Here is a 20,050-nt window from a genome sequence, read left to right as displayed (position 1 = left end):
CCGGTCTGGCCGTCGTCGGTTGTCTCGCCTCTGGCGCGCGGCTTAAGATGAACACGCCGCCGGATGAAAACGCCATCCCAGAAGGCGGCAGAGACTTTTCAAAACCTTTCCAAACACGGCTTATGTTGAACGCACCCTGCTTTCACTTGGCATTCCCTGTGACCGACCTTGAGGCGACCCGCCGTTTTTATGTTGACGGACTTGGCTGCACTCCGGGCCGAACCTCAGAGCGGGCGCTGATTCTCAACTTCTTTGGGCACCAGCTTGTCGCCCATCTTGTTTATGAGCCACCGCCGCCACAGACCGGCATCTACCCGCGTCACTTCGGCATGGTGTTTCCGACGGAAACGGCCTGGGCTGAAGTTGCAGCACGGGCAAAAGCGCAGGGGCTACGCTTCCGTCACCTACCACGAGTCCGCTTTCCCGGCGAACCGACCGAACACCGGACATTCTTTCTGGAAGACCCGTCGGGCAACCTGCTGGAGTTCAAGCATTACACCAACCCTGAAGCCGTCTTTGGCTGCGCCGAACTCCCTGAAGTTGGCGATGACACCGACCGATGAGTGTGGCTATGCCTTCCTACCATCAACCGCTTCCCTGTCGTAAGTGGGCCGCTGTGCTCTGCCTGCTCGGTTGGCTGAGCAGCATTTTCCTGCTTCCAGCACCCGCCCAAATCCCCTATCGCACCCCCCCAAAAGCCATCGCCGACCTGGTGGATGCCCCCCTGCCACCGGTGGCTCTGCTGAGTCCGCAACGGAACTGGCTGCTGCTGGCCGACCGTCCCACCCTGCCGCCCATTGCCGAAGTCGCCCAGCCCGAACTCCGCCTGGGCGGTATCCGCTTCAACCCAAAGACCAACGGCCCCAGCCAACCGTCCTACCTGACCGGACTCACCCTGGTGCGCCTGACGGACGGGACGAAACGCCCTGTGACCGGACTTCCCAACCCGGCGCGCCTGAGTGACCTCAGTTGGTCGCCGGACGAACGCTTTCTGGCGTTGACCCACACCACGACTGATCGTGTCGAACTGTGGCTGCTCGATGTCGAACAGGCCGCCGTGCGCCGGCTGGGTGATTTCCAGCTCAACGCCATCGCTGGACGCCCCTTCCAGTGGCTTCCCAACAGCCAGGCGCTGCTGTGCCGAACCGTACCGGCCAAGCGCGGCGCACCGCCATCACCGCCAGCCGCGCCGGACGGACCCATCGTGCAGGAAAACCGCGGACGGGTCACGGCCGCCCGTACCTTCCAGGACCTGCTGCGCAATCCCTACGACGAAACGCTGTTTGACTACTATCTTGCGTCCCAGCTCGTCCGGGTTGACCTGAACGGCCGTACCAAACCCATCGGCACCCCGGCCATTTTCCAGAGTGCTGTGCCCTCACCCAACGGGCAGTATTTCCTGGTGCAGATACTGCATCGCCCCTATTCCTACACCCTGCCGGCAAGCTATTTCCCCAACCGGATTCAGGTCTGGGACGAAAACGGGAAAGTTGTCCGCGAAGTTGCCGACCTGCCGCTGCGGGATGACATCCCGACGAGCTTTGACGCCGTTGCCAAAGGCCCCCGCAACGTACAGTGGCGCAGCGATGCCCCGGCCACGCTCGTCTGGGTGGAAGCTCAGGATGAGGGCAACCCGGCCGTCAAAGCCGACATTCGGGACCGTCTCTTCTTCCTGTCCGCGCCATTTGCCGGCACACCGACTCCCAGCCTCGGCTTTGCCTACCGCTTTCTGGCCGTCCAGTGGCACAGCGGACAGTTGGCCATTGCCTACGAAGGCTGGCGCAAAACGCGCCTGCGCCGTACCTGGCGATTCCAACCGGATGCCCCCGACGCGGCACCAACGCTTGTGTTTGAACGTTCAACCGAAGACCGCTATGCCGACCCCGGCAACTTTCTTACAGCTACAGCACCCAACGGCACACCCCGCCTGCTTTCGCCTGATGGCGGCAGGACGCTCTACCTGACCGGCGAAGGCGCTTCGCCGGAAGGCGACCGCCCGTTTCTGGATCGCTTCGAGGTGGCCACAGGCCAGACAACACGGCTGTGGCGGTCAGAACCGCCCTACTATGAAAACCCCGTAGCCCTGCTTGACCCCGCCGCCACGCGCGTTCTGCTCACGCGCGAGTCGCCAACCGCGCCGCCCAACTACTTCATCCGGGACATGGAGACAGGCCGGATGACGGCGCTCACGGACTTCCCCCACCCGACGCCGCAGCTCATCGGCATCCAGAAAGAGCAAATCCGCTACAAACGGGCCGACGGCGTTGATCTGACGGCCACGCTGTACCTGCCACCCGGCTACGATCCCAAGCGGGACGGCCCCCTGCCGCTGATGATGTGGGCCTACCCACAGGAATTCGTCAGCGCCGCCGCCGCCAGCCAGGTACAGGGGTCGCCCTACCGGTTCGTCCGCGTCAGCTACTGGGGGCCGCTTTTCCTGCTCACACAGGGGTATGCTGTCCTCGACGATCCATCCTTTCCCATCGTAGGCGAAGGCGGCCGCGAGCCGAATGACACCTACATTGAACAACTCGTGGCCTCGGCCAAGGCGGCCATTGATGAGTGTGTCCGGCGCGGTGTCGCTGACCCCAACCGCGTCGCCATCGGTGGACACTCCTACGGGGCATTCATGACAGCCAACCTGCTGGCCCACTCGCGGCTGTTCCGCGCCGGGATTGCCCGCAGCGGCGCTTACAACCGGACGCTCACGCCCTTTGGCTTTCAGGCCGAAGAGCGTACCTACTGGCAGGCCCGCGAGGTGTATCAGCGCATGTCGCCATTCAACTACGCTGACCAGATACGCGACCCGCTGCTGCTGATCCACGGCGAAGCCGATGACAACTCCGGCACTTTCCCCATCCAGAGCGAACGGCTGTTTCAGGCCATCAAGGGCCTTGGCGGGACAGTACGGCTGGTGATGCTGCCTCACGAACGCCATGGCTACCGGGCGCGCGAATCCATCCTGCACATGCTCTGGGAGATGCACACCTGGCTGGAAGAGCACGTCAAGGCGGCCAAACCGCTGGAAGCCGAAACAAAACCGGCCGGGACCCGTTCCGGCCAGCCGGAACAGCGCTGACGCAACATCCATGGAACAACCTTTGAACCCATCGTCACACTACTTCCACTCGCACCGGCTCAAGCTGCACTACTGGGACTACGGCGGGCCCGACGACCGCCTGCCGCTCATTCTCGTCCACGGCACGCAGGATCACGCGCGAAGCTGGGATGACTTTGCGCGGGAGTTCCGCCGCGAGTACCACGTTTATGCCCTTGACCTGCGCGGCCATGGCGACAGCGCGTGGGTGGAAGGTGCGATGTATGCCTTCCCGGAGTTCATGCTCGACCTGGTGGCCTTCGGCGGTGTCGTGCAGCGGTTTCCGGCGGCCATCGTCGGGCACTCGCTGGGCGGCATCGTGGCCATGCACTACGCCGGCGCGTTTCCCGAACGGGTCTCGGCCGTCGTCAACATCGAAGGCTGGGGCCCGCCCCCGGCGACAAGGACGAAGACCTACACGGAACGGCTGCGCACCTGGGCAGAACGGGTGCTGGCGGCCGAAAGCCGGACGCCGCGCCGCTATGCCTCCATCGAGGAAGCCACGGCCCGGATGAAGGAAGCCAACCCGCATCTTTCCGACGCCATGGCCGCGCACCTGACGCGCTACGGCACGAACCGTACGGCCGACGGCAGCCTCATCTGGAAGTTCGATCCCTACCTGCGCAACCTGCCGCCGCTGGGACTGCCGACCGAACTGGCCAGGGAACTCTTTGCGGCCGTGAAATGCCCGGTACTGTGCATCCGGGGCGCGAAAAGCTGGGCGGCCAACCTTGCGCAGAGTCCGCAGCTTCAGATGATCGAGCGGATGCAGTACGTCGAAATTCCCGACGCCGGCCACTGGGTTCACCACGACCAGTTTGAAGCCGTCGTGGACGCAACGCGCCGCTTTCTGGCCGATGTTGCGTAGGCCGGGCGCGCCCTTCCTGCGTCAGGAAACCAGCTTTGTCAGGCGGTTGAGCGTGTCCTGGAAATCGGCTTTCTCGCTCGTGGGCTGGCGCAAAAACTGGTTGACGGCGTCAATTTTGGAAATGGCGTAGTCGGTGCGCTTGTCCTTGCCGCTTTTGTAGGCCCCGATAAGAATGAGGTCCTTCTGCGACTCGTAGGCGTCGAGGATGTCGCGCAGTTTCATGGCCTTGGCGATGTGGTCCTTGTCGGCCACGGCCGTCATGACGCGCGACACCGAGTGCCGTACATCAATCGCCGGATAATGCCCGGCCGCCGCCAGCGCCCGCGAGAGAATGATATGCCCGTCGAGAATCGAGCGGGTTTCGTCGGCAATGGGTTCCGTCATGTCATCGCCTTCGACCAGAACGGTGTAAAACGCCGTGATCGAGCCGCGCTGGGAATTGCCCGTCCGTTCGAGCAGCTTGGGCAACTCGCTGAACACCGAAGGCGGAAAGCCGGCGCGTGCCGGCGGCTCCCCCGTGGCGAGACCAACTTCGCGCAGCGCGCGCGCAAAGCGCGTCACGGAATCCATCATCAGCAGCACCTTTTTGCCTTGGTCGCGGAAGTATTCGGCAATGGCCGTGGCCACGTGCGCGGCCTTGAGGCGCACCAGCGATGGCTCGTTTGAAGTGGCAACCACGATGACCGAGCGTTTGAGACCTTCGGGTCCGAGGTCATGTTCGAGGAAGTCGCGCACTTCACGGCCACGTTCGCCGATGAGCGCGATGACGTTGACTTCGGCTTCGGTATTGCGCGCCAGCATGCCGAGCAGGGTGGATTTCCCCACGCCAGCCGCCGCAAAGACGCCGACACGCTGGCCTTCGCCAACCGTCAGGGTGGCGTCTATGGCGCGGACGCCAGTCATAAACCGCCTGGTCACGCGCTGGCGCTTCATCGGGTCCGGTGGGCGCGCCGTGACGGACACCTCCACGGCATTCGGAATCGGCCCCTTGCCGTCCATCGGCTCGCCCAGGCCGTCGAGCACCCGCCCCAGCAGACTGTCGCCCACCCGGACCTTGAGGGAGCCGCCGGTCGAGATGACCTCCGCCCCCATGGCGACATCCTGCAACTCGCCCAAGGGCATGAGGATGATTTCCGATCCCCGGAACCCGACGACCTCGGCCTTGAGGTCATGCGCCCGGTGCGGCGACCGAATCAGGCACAGCTCTTCCACGCGGGCGCCCGGCACGGATGCCCGTACCAGCAGGCCGACCAGTTCCGTCACGCGCCCCCGGACTTCCACCGACGGCAGCCAGTCAAGCGCCCGGACGTAGGGTGACAGGTCGAGTTTCGGTAACGCCAGGGTCTCCATGGCCTTTCCACAGCCTCCGGCTTCGGCAGAAATGTTCCGGCAGCAATGTTGAAGCGATGATAGCGGCCGGCAGCTTTCTGTCATAGCCGGCCAGACCGGCCCGGCGGCCAAAGTTTTTGCGCCATGCATTTCATCCGTGTACGAACGACGTGAATGCGTTATTGTGCGCAGCCAAATTCATTTCGATTCCCGTCAAGGAAGCTCACACCATGTCGGCTGCCATTGCAGAGACGCCGGAAGGCGTCATGTCAGGAAAGCAGTTTTTCGGCCATCCCATTGGCCTGATGACGCTGTTTTTTACGGAACTGTGGGAGCGTTTCAGCTACTACGGCATGCGGGCGCTCCTCGTTTTGTACATGACCGCCAGCCACGAAAACGGCGGGCTGGGCTATTCCAACGCGCGGGCGGCGCTGGTCTATGGCACGTACACCTCCGCCGTCTATCTGCTGGCCATGCCCGGCGGTTGGGCGGCTGACCGGCTGCTGGGTCTGAAATACGCCGTTTTCATTGGCGGCATCATCATTGCCGCCGGTCACTTTTCCATGGCTTTTGAGTCGGAAAAGGCCTTTTACACCGGTCTCGTGCTGATTATGCTCGGCACGGGTCTTTTGAAGCCCAACATCAGCGCCATTGTCGGGCGGCTCTACCGGCCGGAAGACCAGCGCCGGGATGCCGGTTTCTCGATTTTTTACATGGGCATCAACATCGGAGCCTTTCTCGCCCCGCTGGCCTGCGGCTTTCTGGCCCAATCCGACACGTGGAAACGCACCATTGCCGGCTGGGGCTTTCAACCAAGTTCAAGCTGGCACTGGGGCTTTGCCGCCGCCGGCATCGGGATGACGCTGGGACTGGTGCAGTACATTGTCGGCTTCAAGTACTTGGAAGGCGTCGGCGAACGTCCGGTGCGCGAAGATGGCAACACAACGCCGGTCTGGCAGGGGCTGGCGTCATACCTGGCCGTGGCCTTTGCCCTGTTTGCCGTCGTCGCGGGCCTTCAGCAACTCCACGGGCTGGTTGTGGGCCGTCTGGGCAATGCGGCCGGCTATGCCTACATTGCGCTGGTTTTTGCCGGCATCATTGCCCTGGTCTGGTTTTCCTTCCTCCGTACCCTGGCGGAAGACGAACTCAAACGGATGCTGGCCATTGTGTATTTCTTCCTGGCCTCGATTGTGTTCTGGGCGCTTTTCGAGCAGGCCGGATCGAGCCTCAACCTCTATGCCGACCGGCTGACGGACTGCCGCATCTTCGGTTTTGCGTTTCCTTCGAGTTACTTCCAGTCGCTCAACCCCATCCTCATTATCTTCCTGGCGCCGGTCTTCGCCTGGCTCTGGGTGCAGTGGGGCGACCGGCAGCCGTCCAGCCCGGCCAAGTTTTCCGTCGGCATCCTGCTGGTCGGCGTCGGCTTCGTTGTAGCCGCCGTGGGCGTGGCCTTTCTCAACGGCGGCAAGCTGAGTCCGTGGTGGCTGGTGGCGGTCTATCTCATCCACACGGTGGGCGAACTGTGCCTGAGTCCGGTGGGCCTGAGTACGATGACCAAGCTGGCCCCGGAACGGCTGAGCGGGCTGGTGATGGGGATATGGTTTCTGGGTCCGACCTTCGGCAACTACATTGGTGGTCTCATTGCCGGTCACTTCGACGAAACCCGCCCGGAAAGCGTCGGTTCGCTGTTTTACCAGGTGGCGGCGACCGGGATCGTGGTTTCCGTGGTGGCGTTTGCCCTCACACCGTTCATCCGCCGGCTCATGGGTAACGTGCGCTAGAACAACCGCCATTGAACGGAGTGGTGCAGAAGCGCATGGCAGGACTGAAACCAACAACCTCTCCACAAACTTCCTTTGCCCGGCGCTATCCCTTCGCAGCGCGTCTGCTGCGGGTAGGCCTCGTGCTGTTCACCTTGGGACTGCTCGGCTATGTCGGCGCAGGCGTTTACTTCTACACCCGTCAGCATGCCATGGTGTTCCGTCCTGTCGCCCGTGGGGAACAGGCCCGGCGGCGGGTGGCGGCGCCGCTGGGCGCAAGCTACGTCACGTTTTCAGCGGCGCGGGGCGAGACCATTACGGCGTTGTTCGGCCCGGCGCTCGACGAACACGGCGACCGGGTGCTTCCCGATGCCGCCCGCCGCCCGACCCTGCTTTTCTTCTACGGCGTCGGCGAATACCTCAACTATCCGTTTCTCCGCAATCAGATAGAAGTCTTCCGCCGGGCCGGGTTCAACGTTCTGGTGCCGGAATACATCGGGTTGGGACTCAGCAGCGGAGAGCCAAGCGAACAGGGGCTGTATGACACGGCGCTGGCTGCCTTTGAATATCTCAAACGGCGGCCGGACGTTGACCCGCAGCGGATTTTCATCGTCGGGCATTCACTGGGCGGCGCGCCGGCCGTGGATTTGGCGGCGCGGGTGCAGCCGGCCGGACTGATGACCCTGGCCACCTTCACCTCCCTGCCCGATATTGCCGCCCTGCGCTACCCGATGTTTCCCTGCCACTACCTGACGCGCATCCGCTGCCCGAACGTCGAAAAAATCCGGCAGGTGCGCGCGCCGATTCTCATCCTGCATGCCGAAAACGACACGACTGTGCCGCTCTGGATGGCCGAGGCGCTGACCAAAGCGGCCTTTGAAGGCGGCAATCAGCAGGTGGTGCAGATCACCATCCCCAGCGGGAATCACGACACGACCTTTGCCCTGCCCAAGGGGGAGGCTGTCCGCGCCATGCAGGCGTTTGCCGGGATTGCACCTGTGACCCCAGAGAAGGGCCGCCCGGAGACGCCGCAACCGGCTCAGGCCGCCGGCGGTGTCGGGTCCACACCTTCCGCTGCTGTCCGCAACATTGCTGTCGGGACGACCACCGCTGCCACAATGAACAGGCAGTAGCCGAGCGCCATGAGCACGGTGCCGCGCCCGCCATACTGTCCACGGGACAGGAAAAACGTCCAGAAGGTGGCCGCGCCGACTTCGACCAGCGGCAACAGCAACAGGCGGCGATTGGCGACTGGATCAAGCCCGATGAGGAAGTACGCCGCCGCGACAACACACAGCGCAAGGCCATACTGCTGCGTCATCGCCGGGTCCCTGATCTCCCAGCCGTAGAAGCTGGCCGCCGCATCCTGAAAAAAGAGCGCCATGAGCGCGTTGGCCAACTCAACGCCGGCAAGCAGAAAGAACACCGCTTGCAGCCAGTAGCGGGCATAGGTAGCTGACCTAGAAAGTGGTGCAGGATTCGCGCGTTCCATACCTTTCAAGCTACATTTCACCTGTCCCGCCGACAACCCGCCTTGCCGTCGGGCCGGCCCCCGTCATTTCGCTGAATCTGGAGTCACGCAAGCCATGACTGAATCCTATGCCATCGAGTCTCACCAGCATGAAACCAGACAGTTTCCACCGCCGCCGGACTTTGCCCGGCAGGCCAACGTCACGCCGGAACTCGCCGCCCAACTCTATGCCGAAGCGGAAGCTGACTTCGAGGCTTTCTGGGCCAAACAGGCGGAGGCCCTCGACTGGATGACGCCCTGGACGCACGTTCTGGAGTGGAACCCACCCCACGCCAAGTGGTTCATCGGCGGCAAACTCAACATTTCTGCCAACTGCCTTGACCGTCACCTGAAAACCTGGCGGCGCACGAAAGCGGCCATCGTGTGGGAAGGCGAGCCGGGCGACACCCGGACGCTGACGTACTGGGAATTGCACCGCGAAGTCTGCCGGTTTGCCAATGTTCTGAAGAAGTTTGGCGTCCGGGCCGGCGACCGCGTGGCCATTTACATGCCGATGACGCCGGAAATCGCCATCGCCATGCTGGCCTGCGCCCGCATCGGGGCGACACACTCCGTCGTTTTCGGCGGTTTCTCGGCTGAAGCCCTGCGCGACCGCATCAACGACGCCGGCTGCAAACTTGTCGTCACGGCCGACGGCTGCTGGCGACGCGGGACGGAAGTCCGCCTCAAACCGGCCGTGGATGCGGCCCTTGAGCAAACGCCAACCGTTGAAACCTGTCTCGTGTTGCGACGCACCGGCTCGAAGGTGGACATGCAGCCCGGACGCGATCACTGGTGGCACGAAATGCTCGAAACGGTAGGCGACGACTGTCCGCCGGAAGCGCTCGATGCCGAACATCCGCTGTTCATCCTCTACACCAGCGGCACGACCGGCAAACCCAAGGGCATCCTGCACACGACGGGCGGCTACCTGACACAGGTGGCGGCCACGGCCCGGTGGGTGCTCGACCTCAAGGACGATGATGTGTACTGGTGCACGGCCGATGTCGGCTGGGTGACAGGCCACAGCTACGTCGTCTATGGGCCGCTGGCCAACGGGGCCACGGTGATGATGTACGAAGGTGCGCCCAACCATCCTGAGCCGGACCGCTTCTGGCGCATCGTGGACCGCCACGGCGTGACGATTCTTTACACGGCTCCAACCGCCATCCGGGCGTTTATCCGCTGGGGGGAGCAGTGGGTGCTGAAACATCGCCTCGACAGCCTGCGCCTGCTTGGTACGGTTGGCGAACCCATCAACCCCGAAGCCTGGATGTGGTATCGCCAGGTGGTGGGGAAAGGACGCTGCCCCATCGTGGACACCTGGTGGCAAACCGAAACCGGCGGCATGATGATTGCGCCCCTGCCGGGGGCCACGACGACGACGCCCGGTACGGCCACCCGTCCGCTGCCGGGCATCAGCGCCGATATTCGTCTGAGAGACGGCCGCTCGGTTGATGCCAACGAAGGAGGCTATCTCGTTCTGACGCGGCCCTGGCCCGCGATGCTGCGTACCATCTGGGGCGACGACGAACGCTACCGCCGGCAATACTGGAGCGAGATCGAAGGCGTCTATTTTGCTGGCGACGGCGCACGGCGCGATGAACATGGCAACTACTGGATCATGGGGCGGGTGGATGATGTCATCAACGTCAGCGGCCACCGGCTGGGCACGGCTGAAATCGAAAGCGCGCTGGTGTCGCACGAAGCCGTGGCCGAGGCGGCGGTCGTCGGCCGGCCTGATGAACTCAAAGGCTCAGCGATTGTGGCGTTTGTCACGCTTCAGGGCGGCCGGGCCGGGGATGATGCCCTCCGGGCCGCCCTGCGTGAGCATGTGGCGAAGGAAATCGGCGCGCTGGCCAAGCCGGACGACATCCGCTTTACCGATGCACTGCCCAAGACGCGCTCCGGTAAAATCATGCGCCGCCTGCTGCGCGAAATCGCCGCCAGCGGCAATGTCGTCGGGGATGTCACCACGCTGGAGGATTTTTCGGTACTCGAAAAGCTCCGCGCTGATGAGGATTGAGGTTTGATGATGCAACACAGGTGGAAACACGGCAGGCTGTGGTTGGCGGCCGTTGCTCTGGGACTCTTCTCGATTGGTTGGCCGGGTGGGCTGTGGACCAGCCCGGCAATGGCGGCGCCCGTGGAACAACCACACGTCAAAGCCGAACTGATTGCCGAAACGACGGCCATCCGGCCCGGCGTGCCGTTCTGGGTGGCCATCCGCTTTGAGCTGGAAGAGCACTGGCACACATACTGGCGCAACCCCGGCGATTCCGGGCAGCCCACGTCCATCAAGTGGAAACTGCCGCCCGGTTTCAAAGCCGACGACATCCAGTGGCCGATTCCCAAACGCATCGAGGTCAGCGGCCTGGTTGGCTATGGCTATGAAAAGGAAGTCCTGCACCTGATCCGCATCACGCCGCCAGACAAGCTCCCGGTCGGCAAGCCGGTGACGCTGGCAGGCAAGGTGCGCTGGCTCGTGTGCCGGGAAGAATGTATCCCCGGCGACGCCGAGTTGACCCTGACGTTGCCCGTGACCAACGACGTGCCCCAGCCTTCGCCGTGGACGGAGGCATTTTCCCGCGCCTGCGCGCAGTTGCCGCTGGCGACTTCGGAATGGAAGCTGCGCGCGGCACAGGACGGCGACCATCTGGTGCTGTTGCTGACGCCGCCGCCGGGGGCCGAACCGCTGACGGAAGTGACGTTTTTTCCTTTCGAGGAACTCGTCATCGAAGGCGCTGAACCGCAGCGCCTGCTGCGCGTCAAAGGTGGGTATGCCCTGCGCCTGGCGCGCTCGAAGGTCGCTGAAAAGACGCCGACCCAACTGGCCGGGGTGATTGTCACGCCTACCGGCTGGCGTGGGGCCGGAACAGAACCGGGGTTGACGGTGGAAGTGCCAATTGAACCGCTGACGGCGCTGGGCGATCTGCTGACACCAGTCGCCGGCACCCGGTCTGACCGGTCATCGTCGGGCGGTCAACCGCTGGGCTGGCTGGCGCTGCTCGTCACGCTGGGCGGCGCGTTTCTCGGCGGGCTGATTCTGAACCTGATGCCCTGTGTGCTGCCGGTGCTTTCGATCAAGGTGCTGGGTTTTGTCGAGCAGGCAAAGGCCGGGCGGGGCGAGGCCTGGCAGCACGGGTTGGTGTTTACGGCCGGCGTCGTGCTGTCGTTCTGGGCGCTGGCCGGCATCCTGCTTGCGCTGCGGGCCGGCGGACAACAGCTTGGCTGGGGCTTTCAGTTGCAGGAACCGGCCTTTGTCGCCTTTCTCGTGGCCGTGCTGTTTGTTTTCGGGCTGGTGCTGTTTGGCGTCTTTGAAGTGGGACTGACGCTGACCACGGTTGGCGGTGCGGCCATGAACCGGAGCGGGCTGGCCGGGTCATTTTTCACGGGCGTGCTGGCCACGGTGGTTGCCACGCCGTGCACGGCCCCGTTCATGGGGTCGGCGCTGGGGGTGGCGTTGGCGCAACCGACGGCCGTGGCGCTGCTCATCTTCACGGCGCTGGCGCTGGGGATGTCCGCGCCGTACCTGATTCTGGCCGCCGCGCCGCAGCTTCTCCGCTTCGTCCCCCGACCGGGCCCGTGGATGGAGAGTTTCAAGCAGTTCATGGGCTTTCTGCTCATGGGGTCGGTCGTCTGGCTGCTGTGGGTGCTGGGGCTGGAAGTTGGCGTGGACGGGCTGGCACTGATGCTCGGCATGCTCGTCCTCATCGGGCTGGGCGGCTGGATTTGGGGACGCTGGGGCAGCCTGACACGGACGCCGGTCATCCGGCGCATCGCCATGGCCACGGCTTTGTTGATCATCGTGGGCAGCACGGTCTTCGGAGTGCGGACGATTCACCAGCTTCCGTCAGCCGCCAATGCGGCGACCGGTCCCACGGAAACGAAGTCCGGCGGCATCCGGTGGGAGCCGTTCTCACCGGCCCGGGTCGAAGAACTGCGCCGGGCCGGCAAGCCGGTCTTTGTGGATTTCACGGCTGCCTGGTGCCTGAGCTGCAAGGCCAATGAAAAGGTGGCGCTGGAGACCGAAGCCGTACGGCAGGAAATCGAGCAGCGCGGCATCGTCATGGTTAAGGCTGACTGGACGAACCGCGACGAGGAAATCACCCGCACCCTGGCGGAATTCGGGCGCAGTGGCGTGCCGCTCTACGTGTTTTATCCGGCTAACGGCAGGGAGCCGAAAGTTCTGCCGGAGGTCATCACGCCGGGACTCATCCTGGAAACCTTCCGGGAAAACTCCTGAGCGCAGCACCAGTCAGACACAGGAACGGCCGGGCGGGCGGCAGCACCGGATTACTTTTGCCCGTCCCACCGGCGCCAAAACCCGTCGTCCCGTGACGGCCATCGGGCAGCCACGGGTGATGTGGGAGAAACCATCATGAGCGAACGTGGAACCCCCCGGTTCACACGCCTGCAACTCCGCAACTGGAAGAATTTTACCGACTGCGACGTGGAGATTGGCCGGCGGCTCTTTCTCGTCGGGCCCAATGCTGCGGGCAAGTCCAACTTTCTGGATGCCTTCCGGTTCCTGCGCGATCTGGCCATTCCCGGCGGCGGCCTGCAGGAAGCCGTGCGCCGGCGCGGGGGGGTCAGCGCCCTCCGCTGCCTGGCGGCACGCCGCTTTCCCGATGTTGAGATAACAGCCACGCTCGAATTGGCCGATCACATCCAGTGGACCTACCAGGTGGCTTTCAACCAGAAGCAGGGCCGCCTGCACCTGCGCAAGGAACAGGTCTGGCGCAACGGAGAAGTCATCCTCGACCGCCCCACGGCCGATGATCGGCGCGACCCCGAACGACTGACGCAAACCTACCTGGAGCAGGTCAATGTCAATCAGCCATTCCGCGAAATAGCCACGTTTTTTGTCTCCATACGCTACCTGCACATCGTTCCCCAACTGGTCAGGGAACCCGACCGCTCGGTGGGACGTGCCCATGACCCCTTCGGCGGCGACTTTCTGGAGCAGGTGGCCAAGACACCTGCCAAGACGCAGAAAGCCCGGCTGCAACGCATTCAGGAGGCGCTGCAAGTGGCCGTGCCCCAGATGCAGGCCATAGAACTCTGGCGCGACGCACGGGGCACACCGCACCTGCGCGGGCGCTACCAGCACTGGCGCCCACAGGGGGCATGGCAGACCGAGGAACAGTTGTCGGATGGCACCCTGCGGCTGTTGGGACTGCTGTGGGCGGTGACAGACGGCACAGGGCCGCTTCTGCTGGAGGAGCCGGAACTTTCCCTGCATCCGGGCATCGTCAGTGCCCTGCCGCAGATGCTGGCCCGCGTCCAGCGCCAGAACGGACGGCAGATTTTCCTGAGCACCCATTCGCCCGAACTGCTCCGTGATGAAGGTATTGGCCTGAATGAAGTCCTGCTGCTGCTTCCGGCTCTGGAAGGCACAACCGTCACGCCGGCCAGCTCCATCGAAACCATCCGCCAGCTTCTGGAAGGTGGGCTCTCCCTCGCCGATGCCGTCCTGCCCCACACCGCGCCCAGGCAGGCGGAGCAGCTCATGCTCTTTGGGGAGAGCTAGCGCATGCGGGCGAGGATTTACGCAGCCGTTGAAGGGAAAACCGACAAGGTGGTGGTTGAGCGGCTCATCGCGCATGTCGGGGCTGAAGCGGGGCCGGTGTACGTGGCGGAAGGCAAGCCCAACCTCAAAAAGCGGATTGCCGGCTACAACCAGGCCGCCCAGCATTCCCTGTGGCTGGTTCTGGTGGATTTGGACCGCGACGGCTGTGCGCCGTCGCTGCGGGACGCCTGGCTGCCGGAGCCTTCTTCCGGGCTGTGCTTCCGCGTTGCCGTACACGCCGTCGAAGCGTGGCTGATGGCGGACGCCGAGACACTCGCCGGTTTTCTGGGCGTGGCGCGCAGCAACATTCCGGTCAACCCGGAGTCGGTTCCCGATCCCAAAGCAATGCTGGTCGAACTGGCGGCGGGATCACATCGCCGGGACATCCGCGAAGACATGGCTCCACAACCGGGGAGCGGCCGGCGGGTTGGCCCGGCTTACACGTCACGCATCATCGAGTATGCCGGCAAACACTGGCATCCCGACGCCGCCGCGCTCCAGGCTACAAGCCTGGAGCGCGCCATCCGGTGCCTGCGCCGGCTGGCTGCCGGCGCGTTGTCGCCTACGCCGTAAACCTTCTGCCCGAGGGTAAAGGGCGGCGCTCAGGCTTCGTTGACGACGTACAGGTGAAAACCGCCGTAAATGGCGCAGCGGTCCTGTGTGAACAACTCAGCCGAGCGTTCCCGTTCGTAGCGCACGCGCGCCCGCAGCTCCGGCGGAAGCGCCTGTTCCACCGGCGAAGTTTCCGGGGCCGTACGGAAGATGACCCGCGAACCGGCCGGGGCAACCCGCAGCACTTCGCGCCACAGGGCGGCAATTTCCTCGTCTTTCATCCAGTCCTGGGCATCGAGAAACACAAACCGGTCGTAAGCCCCGGCCGGCTGCCGGCGCAGGTGGTCCGTCAGCGAAGTCACCTCGGTCGTGACCCGCGCAATGTTGGCGCGCAGCGTCCCAAAGTGTTCGGCTCTGAGGTATTCGGGAATCGCCCGGCGGTGTGCGGTATCGTAGCGCCGTGCCAGCGCCTGCCAGGCAAAGTAGTTTTCCTCGATGGGAAAATCGCAGATGAAGCGCCGGACGCGCCGGCGGTACATCGCCAGAATGTTCTCCGGCGTTTCGCGGCGCATGGCTTCGTACTGCCGGGGTGGAATCCCCAAGCCAAAGACGATGAACGGCAGCTTGGAGAGCAGGCGTACCAGCCAGTGGTCGAAGTAACGCCCAATAGTGGCATCAAAGACGCGGGCGCGTTCGTCCGGGTCGGTGATGTGCACCATGCGGTCCGGGTAAATGCCCATCAGGTGGGCAAGTTTTTCAAGGAAGCGCAGATAGAAGCCGTTGCGAGCGTGGTCGTACAGATTGTCGGCGAAAAAGTGGATGCGCCGCTTGCCAAACATCGTCAGCCCTTCCCAGAAATCCCGCGTGGCCTCGTCCAGGTGCGCGCTCAGATAGGTGTCGTACGCCGTGACGTTGCGTGGGTCATTGGCTTCCCCAAACATGCGGAAGAACGTCTCGTGGTCGGGCAGATGGCGCACGGCTGCCAGCTTCAACCGCAGCAGTGCCAGGTGGTAGCGGTTCAGATCAACGGCGGTGATTTGCGCCGGGCCGTGAATCAGGTAGTTGAGAACGTTACAGCCCCCAGAAGAAATCGTCAGGATGCGGCTTTCGGGCGTGAGTTCCAGCGCCGCCAGGTCAACCCGTGGGTCTTCCCAGATTTGGTTATAGACGAACGCATCGAAGTACGCCGTAAAAAGCCGTTCCAGCAGGCCCTGCTTTGAGGTGATGGGGCTTTGGTGAACGGCGGCGCGCAGCAGTTGGGCCGTATCGGTTGCCACGAATGAATGCCTCACAAGGGAAGTCGTTTTCAGGATCAGGAAACCGCTCCGGCTGCGCCGGGAGCGGCCGTCTCAAAGAGCGCGATGAAAGCGTAGCGTCCGCCGACGGATTCGACGGTGAGTTTTCCCTCGCCCCGGTCGCGGCGGGCCGCCAGCACATCGAGAATTTCGGGGCGTGGCGTCACATCGAAGCGCCGTACCCACGCCGTCAGGATTTTTTCAAACCACATTGGCAATTCTTTCTGGTCCCAGAAATCCACCACGGCCAGACAGCCGCCCGGACGGACGCTGGCCAACGCCGTTGCCAGCGCCGCCTGCCAGTCGGGAATCATCGAGAGCGAATAGGAAAAAAAGGCGACATCAAACGGCACTTCAAGACCAAACAATCGGTGGTGGTCCGGCGCTTCGGCCGCGGCCAGCGCCACGGTGACGTTTTCCACGCGACGGCGACGGATGTTGGCACGCGCCGAGCGCAGCATTTCGTTCGAGATGTCAATGCCGTAGAACTGCGCCTGGGGATGCCGACCGGCCAGAATCACCAGATTGCGCGCTGTGCCGCAGCCGATTTCAAGGACGCGGGCGGCCGGGCGCACCGGCAGCCGGGCCAGCAGCCGATCGCGTCCAAACAGGAAGTATTTGCGGGACAGATCGTAGATGTATCGCTGCCGCCGATACATCGCATCCATTTTCGCGGCGTGGGGGTTCGTCATCGGGTTTACGGAGTGTGGCGCGAAACTGTGGCGGCCAGGCCGGATTGAAGCTGGCGTAACTTAGTCGGCCGGACGCGGTTCCGTCAATTGACCGCCAAACGTCGGCCGCAACGGTCAGCCCCCCCCTTGTTTTTCGCCAGCCCGTGATACTGTTTCCGGACAAACATCGCGTCATGAGGTACAAACCACTTCCCCCTGGAAAGGCAGGCTTATCCCTATGTCGGTTGCAAAAGTCTCTGTCAAAGCCGGTTTCTTCATCGCGGCGGCCCTGTCTGCTGGTGGGTTCCTGTTGGCGCAGTCCGGGCCGGGGGGCGATGATCAAGTCCGCGATGCCTTCATCCGCACGCGCCCAACGTCAGTCAAGCAGGCACGCCCGGTTGTGGCCCGCAACAAATCACCGAAACAGCGCCCAACCAATCCCGCCAGCCTGGAGCCACTCGGCCTGGGTTACACGCTCTATGCCAGGAATCCGCAGGGACGCCCGGAGCGGGTTGATCCCGGGCGGGTTTTCAACACGGGCGATGAAATCCGCTTCGTGGTGGAAGCCAACCAGGATGCTTACCTCTACGTTTTCAATGCTGATTCCAAAGGCGCACTGCGGATGATTTATCCGCACGCGCGGCTGCAAAACGGCGACAACTTCATCCAGGCGCACGTGCCTTACCAGATTCCCTCAGCCAAGGAACCTGACCCCGAAGCCCAGTGGTTTGCCTTTCTGACACCGGGCGAAGTACGCGAAAAAATCTTCTTCGTGCTATCGCGGTCACCACTGCCGGATGTGCCAACCAATGAACGGCTCATCCAGGCCGTACGTCAGTCCGGGCAGGAAGTCTGGACGCCTCCGGGCAACGTCTGGGCACGAGTCGAGACAGCCATGGAACAGCCGGTCAAGCGCACGATTGTGCGGCAGGAACTGGGACGCCTCCAGTCTCCCGACGAGGCGCTGGCGATCACCCGCGAAATCGGCCTGCGCCCCAATGTGGCAGCCCCATCGGTCATCCATCTGAGTGAGTCGGCGGCGGATGCCCTGGTCGTGGGACTTGAACTCGTCAAACAGTGAATGCACGTGAAGGGTGCTGGCAGAGGGTGAAAGCCACGGTGAACCCACGCCGACGTGTGACCTGACCGGCAGGTTTGTATGGGGGACATCACGCAACTTCTCAATGCCTGGCAGGCCGGAGATGAAAGCGCCCTGGCGCGCCTGATGCCGGTTGTTTATGCAGAACTGCGGCGCATTGCCGTCCGCGCCATGCGCCGGGAAGCCGTCGGTCATACGCTTCAGCCGACGGCGCTCGTCAATGAAGCGTACCTGCGACTCACCCAGCAGGAACGCACCAACTGGCGTAACCGCACGCACTTTTTTGCGATTGCTGCCCAGCTTATGCGGCGCATCCTGGTGGACCACGTCCGGCGGCGGCAACGGCAACGGCGCGGTCGCGAGCACGTCATCATCACGCTGGATGGGATGCCGGACCTGGTAGCGCCGGAACCATCCGGCGGCGCCGTGGATGTGCTGGCGCTCGACGAAGCGCTGGGCAAGCTCGAAGCCCTTGCGCCCCGGCAGTGCCGCATCGTGGAGCTGCGCTTTTTCAGTGGATTGACCGTCGAGGCCACGGCCGAGGCGCTGGGTATTTCCGCCATTACGGTCAAGCGGGAGTGGGCCATGGTCAAGACGTTTCTGTATCGGGAGCTGCGTCCGGCGCGTGAAGCGGCCTGCGGGGGAGAGCGGCCATGACACCAGAGCAATATCAACGGGTAACGGAAATCTTCAACCAGATCATCGAGTCGCCTTCTGACCAGCACTCCGGCCTGCTATCGGCGCTCTGCGCCGGCGACGACACCCTGCGCCGGGAAGTGGAATCCCTCCTGCGGGTACACCCTTCGGCGCAAAGCTTTATCGAAGAGCCGTTCCGGGCTTCCGGGCTGGAAGACCTGGAGGATTTGCCCACCGAGCAGGCCGTGCTCCAGACGCAATCCTTCTTCCATCTGGACACGGGACAGCAGGCGCGCGGCACGAGTGTCAGCGACCGCTACGTGGTGGAGCGGGAACTGGGGCGCGGTGGCAACGGCATCGTCTATCTGGCCCGTGACCAGCAACTCCATGGGCGGCTGGTCGTCGTCAAGGTCCTTCTCGAAAACCAGCAGAGCGAACCACTCGCTCAACGGCTGTTCGAGAGTGAAAGCGAAGCCCTGGCCCGCATTTCCCATCCGGGGGTGGTGAAGGTTCTGGACTGCGGCCGGCTGCTTTCCGGGCAGTCGTATTTCGTCATGGAATACGTCCGTGGCGAGACGCTCCGGGCCGTGATGCAGCGGCGCAGGCTGTCGGTGTCTGAAGTCGCCGGGGTTGTATCGCAGATTGGCCGGGCGTTGAGCGCCGCCCATCGGGAAGGCGTCTATCACCGCGACCTGAAGCCCGAAAACGTCATGCTCGAAGACCTCGGCGATGAGGCGCTGCACGTCAAGCTGATTGACTTCGGCATCGCCAAGGTGGCGAACTCGGCCGTGAAACAGGACGGCCCGGATGGTCTGGTGGGCACGTTGCCCTACATGGCCCCGGAGCAAATCCTTGCCAGCGGGTGCTCGGCTGCGACGGACATTTACGCCCTGGGCATCATTGCCTATGAACTGCTGGCCGGGGAGCGGCCCTACAAGCCGGCCCAGTCCAACCTGCGCAGTGCCATCCAGTCCATGACCACCCTGCAGCGCGCCGGTTTCGGCCAGCACCTGCGCCAGCGCCGGCCAGACCTCGATGAAGAAGTCGAACAGGTGCTGCGCAAGGCACTGGCTTACGATGCCGGTCAGCGGTACGCCAGCGCCGAAGATTTCGTCCAGGCTTTTCTGCCCGCGCTGGAGCTTTCAGCGAAACAGGAAGCGTCACTGCGCGCGGTGGAAGAGGAACCGACCATTTCGCTTTCCAATCTGCCTCCCGCCGGCGGTGAGGCCGCTACGTTGGCCGAGCCGGCCATCCCCACCTCAACCACGACGGCCGAGCCATCGCCGCCGGACCCTTACCCCACGGGAACGGGCGCTGGAGCGCATGGCCGTGACGGCAGGCGTTCTGGTGCTGCTGATCGCGGCCGGCAGCGCCCTGCTGTGGTGGTGGGAGGCACCGACCAAAGGCAAAGCGACGGCCGCCGCCAGCGCCCCGCCATTGCCGGCGCCGCCGGCAGCCGCCAGCGCGCTGACCTGCAACATCGAACTCGTGACGCCCGGCAGTCCGCAGCAGGGTGCCGGCTTCCTGCGCCCGGAGGAGGTCGTCCCGCCGGGCAAGGACATCGTCTTTCACCTGACGCCGCACCAGTCCGGCTACCTCTACCTTTTCGCACCTTCCAACGGCTAGTTGTCGGCGTTCCGTGTCCCGGATGAACCTTCTGC

16 protein-coding genes are annotated in these 20,050 nt (G+C 63.7%); 12 read left to right on the top strand and 4 right to left on the bottom strand.

The window, feature by feature from the left end:
• Positions 1–122: 122 nt before the first annotated feature.
• Genes J8C01_RS11710 through J8C01_RS11700 form a run of 3 tightly spaced genes read left to right on the top strand, consistent with a single transcriptional unit; the run spans position 123 to position 3,965 of the window.
• The gene (locus J8C01_RS11710; RefSeq protein ID WP_371821115.1) at positions 123–563 is read left to right on the top strand and encodes a VOC family protein; all 441 of its coding nucleotides are present in this window, start codon (positions 123–125) and stop codon (positions 561–563) included.
• An 8-nt stretch (positions 564–571) separates the two neighbouring features.
• Positions 572–3,079 (top strand): S9 family peptidase, encoded by a 2,508-nt coding sequence (locus J8C01_RS11705; protein WP_249355519.1) that lies wholly within the window; start codon positions 572–574, stop codon positions 3,077–3,079.
• Between the two features lie 10 nt (positions 3,080–3,089).
• Complete coding sequence (locus tag J8C01_RS11700; protein ID WP_211433059.1) at positions 3,090–3,965, top strand: alpha/beta fold hydrolase; 876 nt, start codon at positions 3,090–3,092, stop codon at positions 3,963–3,965.
• A 21-nt stretch (positions 3,966–3,986) separates the two neighbouring features.
• Here J8C01_RS11700 and sctN read toward each other — a convergent pair whose 3' ends face one another.
• Positions 3,987–5,315 carry a type III secretion system ATPase SctN gene (sctN, locus tag J8C01_RS11695; RefSeq protein ID WP_246840780.1) on the bottom strand — a complete coding sequence of 443 codons (1,329 nt, stop codon included), beginning with the start codon at positions 5,313–5,315 and terminating at the stop codon, positions 3,987–3,989.
• A gap of 209 nt (positions 5,316–5,524) precedes the next feature.
• Here sctN and J8C01_RS11690 point away from each other — a divergent pair, with 209 nt between their 5' ends.
• Positions 5,525–7,075 (top strand): peptide MFS transporter, encoded by a 1,551-nt coding sequence (locus J8C01_RS11690; protein ID WP_211433058.1) that lies wholly within the window; start codon positions 5,525–5,527, stop codon positions 7,073–7,075.
• Positions 7,076–7,110: 35 nt separating this feature from the next.
• Positions 7,111–8,187 carry an alpha/beta hydrolase gene (locus J8C01_RS11685; RefSeq protein ID WP_211433057.1) on the top strand — a complete coding sequence of 359 codons (1,077 nt, stop codon included), beginning with the start codon at positions 7,111–7,113 and terminating at the stop codon, positions 8,185–8,187.
• Here the strand turns inward: J8C01_RS11685 and J8C01_RS11680 are convergent.
• Complete coding sequence (locus J8C01_RS11680) at positions 8,094–8,546, bottom strand: hypothetical protein (protein WP_211433056.1); 453 nt, start codon at positions 8,544–8,546, stop codon at positions 8,094–8,096. The two genes, J8C01_RS11685 and J8C01_RS11680, sit on opposite strands and share 94 nt — an antisense overlap.
• 94 nt (positions 8,547–8,640) lie before the next feature.
• On the opposite strand from J8C01_RS11680, the gene acs reads away from it, so the two are divergent.
• The 4 genes from acs to J8C01_RS11660 all read left to right on the top strand — a co-directional run bounded on the left by acs (position 8,641) and on the right by J8C01_RS11660 (position 14,709).
• A complete protein-coding gene (gene acs / locus J8C01_RS11675; RefSeq protein ID WP_211433055.1) occupies positions 8,641–10,590 on the top strand; it encodes an acetate--CoA ligase in 1,950 nt (649 codons plus the stop codon).
• 6 nt (positions 10,591–10,596) lie between these two features.
• Positions 10,597–12,810 carry a protein-disulfide reductase DsbD family protein gene (locus tag J8C01_RS11670; protein WP_211433054.1) on the top strand — a complete coding sequence of 738 codons (2,214 nt, stop codon included), beginning with the start codon at positions 10,597–10,599 and terminating at the stop codon, positions 12,808–12,810.
• A 135-nt stretch (positions 12,811–12,945) separates the two neighbouring features.
• The gene (locus J8C01_RS11665) at positions 12,946–14,097 is read left to right on the top strand and encodes an AAA family ATPase (protein ID WP_211433053.1); all 1,152 of its coding nucleotides are present in this window, start codon (positions 12,946–12,948) and stop codon (positions 14,095–14,097) included.
• A gap of 3 nt (positions 14,098–14,100) precedes the next feature.
• Complete coding sequence (locus J8C01_RS11660; RefSeq protein WP_211433052.1) at positions 14,101–14,709, top strand: hypothetical protein; 609 nt, start codon at positions 14,101–14,103, stop codon at positions 14,707–14,709.
• A 29-nt stretch (positions 14,710–14,738) separates the two neighbouring features.
• On the opposite strand, the gene J8C01_RS11655 is transcribed toward J8C01_RS11660, so the two are convergent.
• Positions 14,739–15,965, bottom strand: coding sequence for a BtaA family protein (locus tag J8C01_RS11655; protein ID WP_211433051.1), 1,227 nt, complete (start codon positions 15,963–15,965; stop codon positions 14,739–14,741).
• 35 nt (positions 15,966–16,000) lie between these two features.
• Complete coding sequence (locus J8C01_RS11650; protein WP_211433050.1) at positions 16,001–16,675, bottom strand: class I SAM-dependent methyltransferase; 675 nt, start codon at positions 16,673–16,675, stop codon at positions 16,001–16,003.
• Between the two features lie 217 nt (positions 16,676–16,892).
• Between J8C01_RS11650 and J8C01_RS11645 the strand changes: the two genes are divergently transcribed.
• The 3 genes from J8C01_RS11645 to J8C01_RS11635 all read left to right on the top strand — a co-directional run bounded on the left by J8C01_RS11645 (position 16,893) and on the right by J8C01_RS11635 (position 20,041).
• On the top strand, positions 16,893–17,735 hold the full coding sequence (locus J8C01_RS11645; RefSeq protein ID WP_211433049.1) for a DUF4384 domain-containing protein: 843 nt from the start codon (positions 16,893–16,895) through the stop codon (positions 17,733–17,735).
• Positions 17,736–17,813: 78 nt separating this feature from the next.
• On the top strand, positions 17,814–18,410 hold the full coding sequence (locus J8C01_RS11640) for a sigma-70 family RNA polymerase sigma factor (protein WP_211433048.1): 597 nt from the start codon (positions 17,814–17,816) through the stop codon (positions 18,408–18,410).
• Positions 18,407–20,041: a serine/threonine-protein kinase gene (locus tag J8C01_RS11635; protein WP_211433047.1), complete on the top strand. Its 1,635-nt coding sequence runs from the start codon at positions 18,407–18,409 to the stop codon at positions 20,039–20,041. Before J8C01_RS11640 ends, J8C01_RS11635 begins: the two co-directional genes overlap by 4 nt.
• Positions 20,042–20,050: the final 9 nt, after the last annotated feature.

The sequence above is a fragment of the Chloracidobacterium sp. D genome (assembly GCF_018304685.1).
In the GTDB taxonomy this organism is placed as follows: Bacteria; Acidobacteriota; Blastocatellia; order Chloracidobacteriales; family Chloracidobacteriaceae; genus Chloracidobacterium; species Chloracidobacterium thermophilum.
This window is presented reverse-complemented; position numbering and strand designations above follow the sequence as displayed.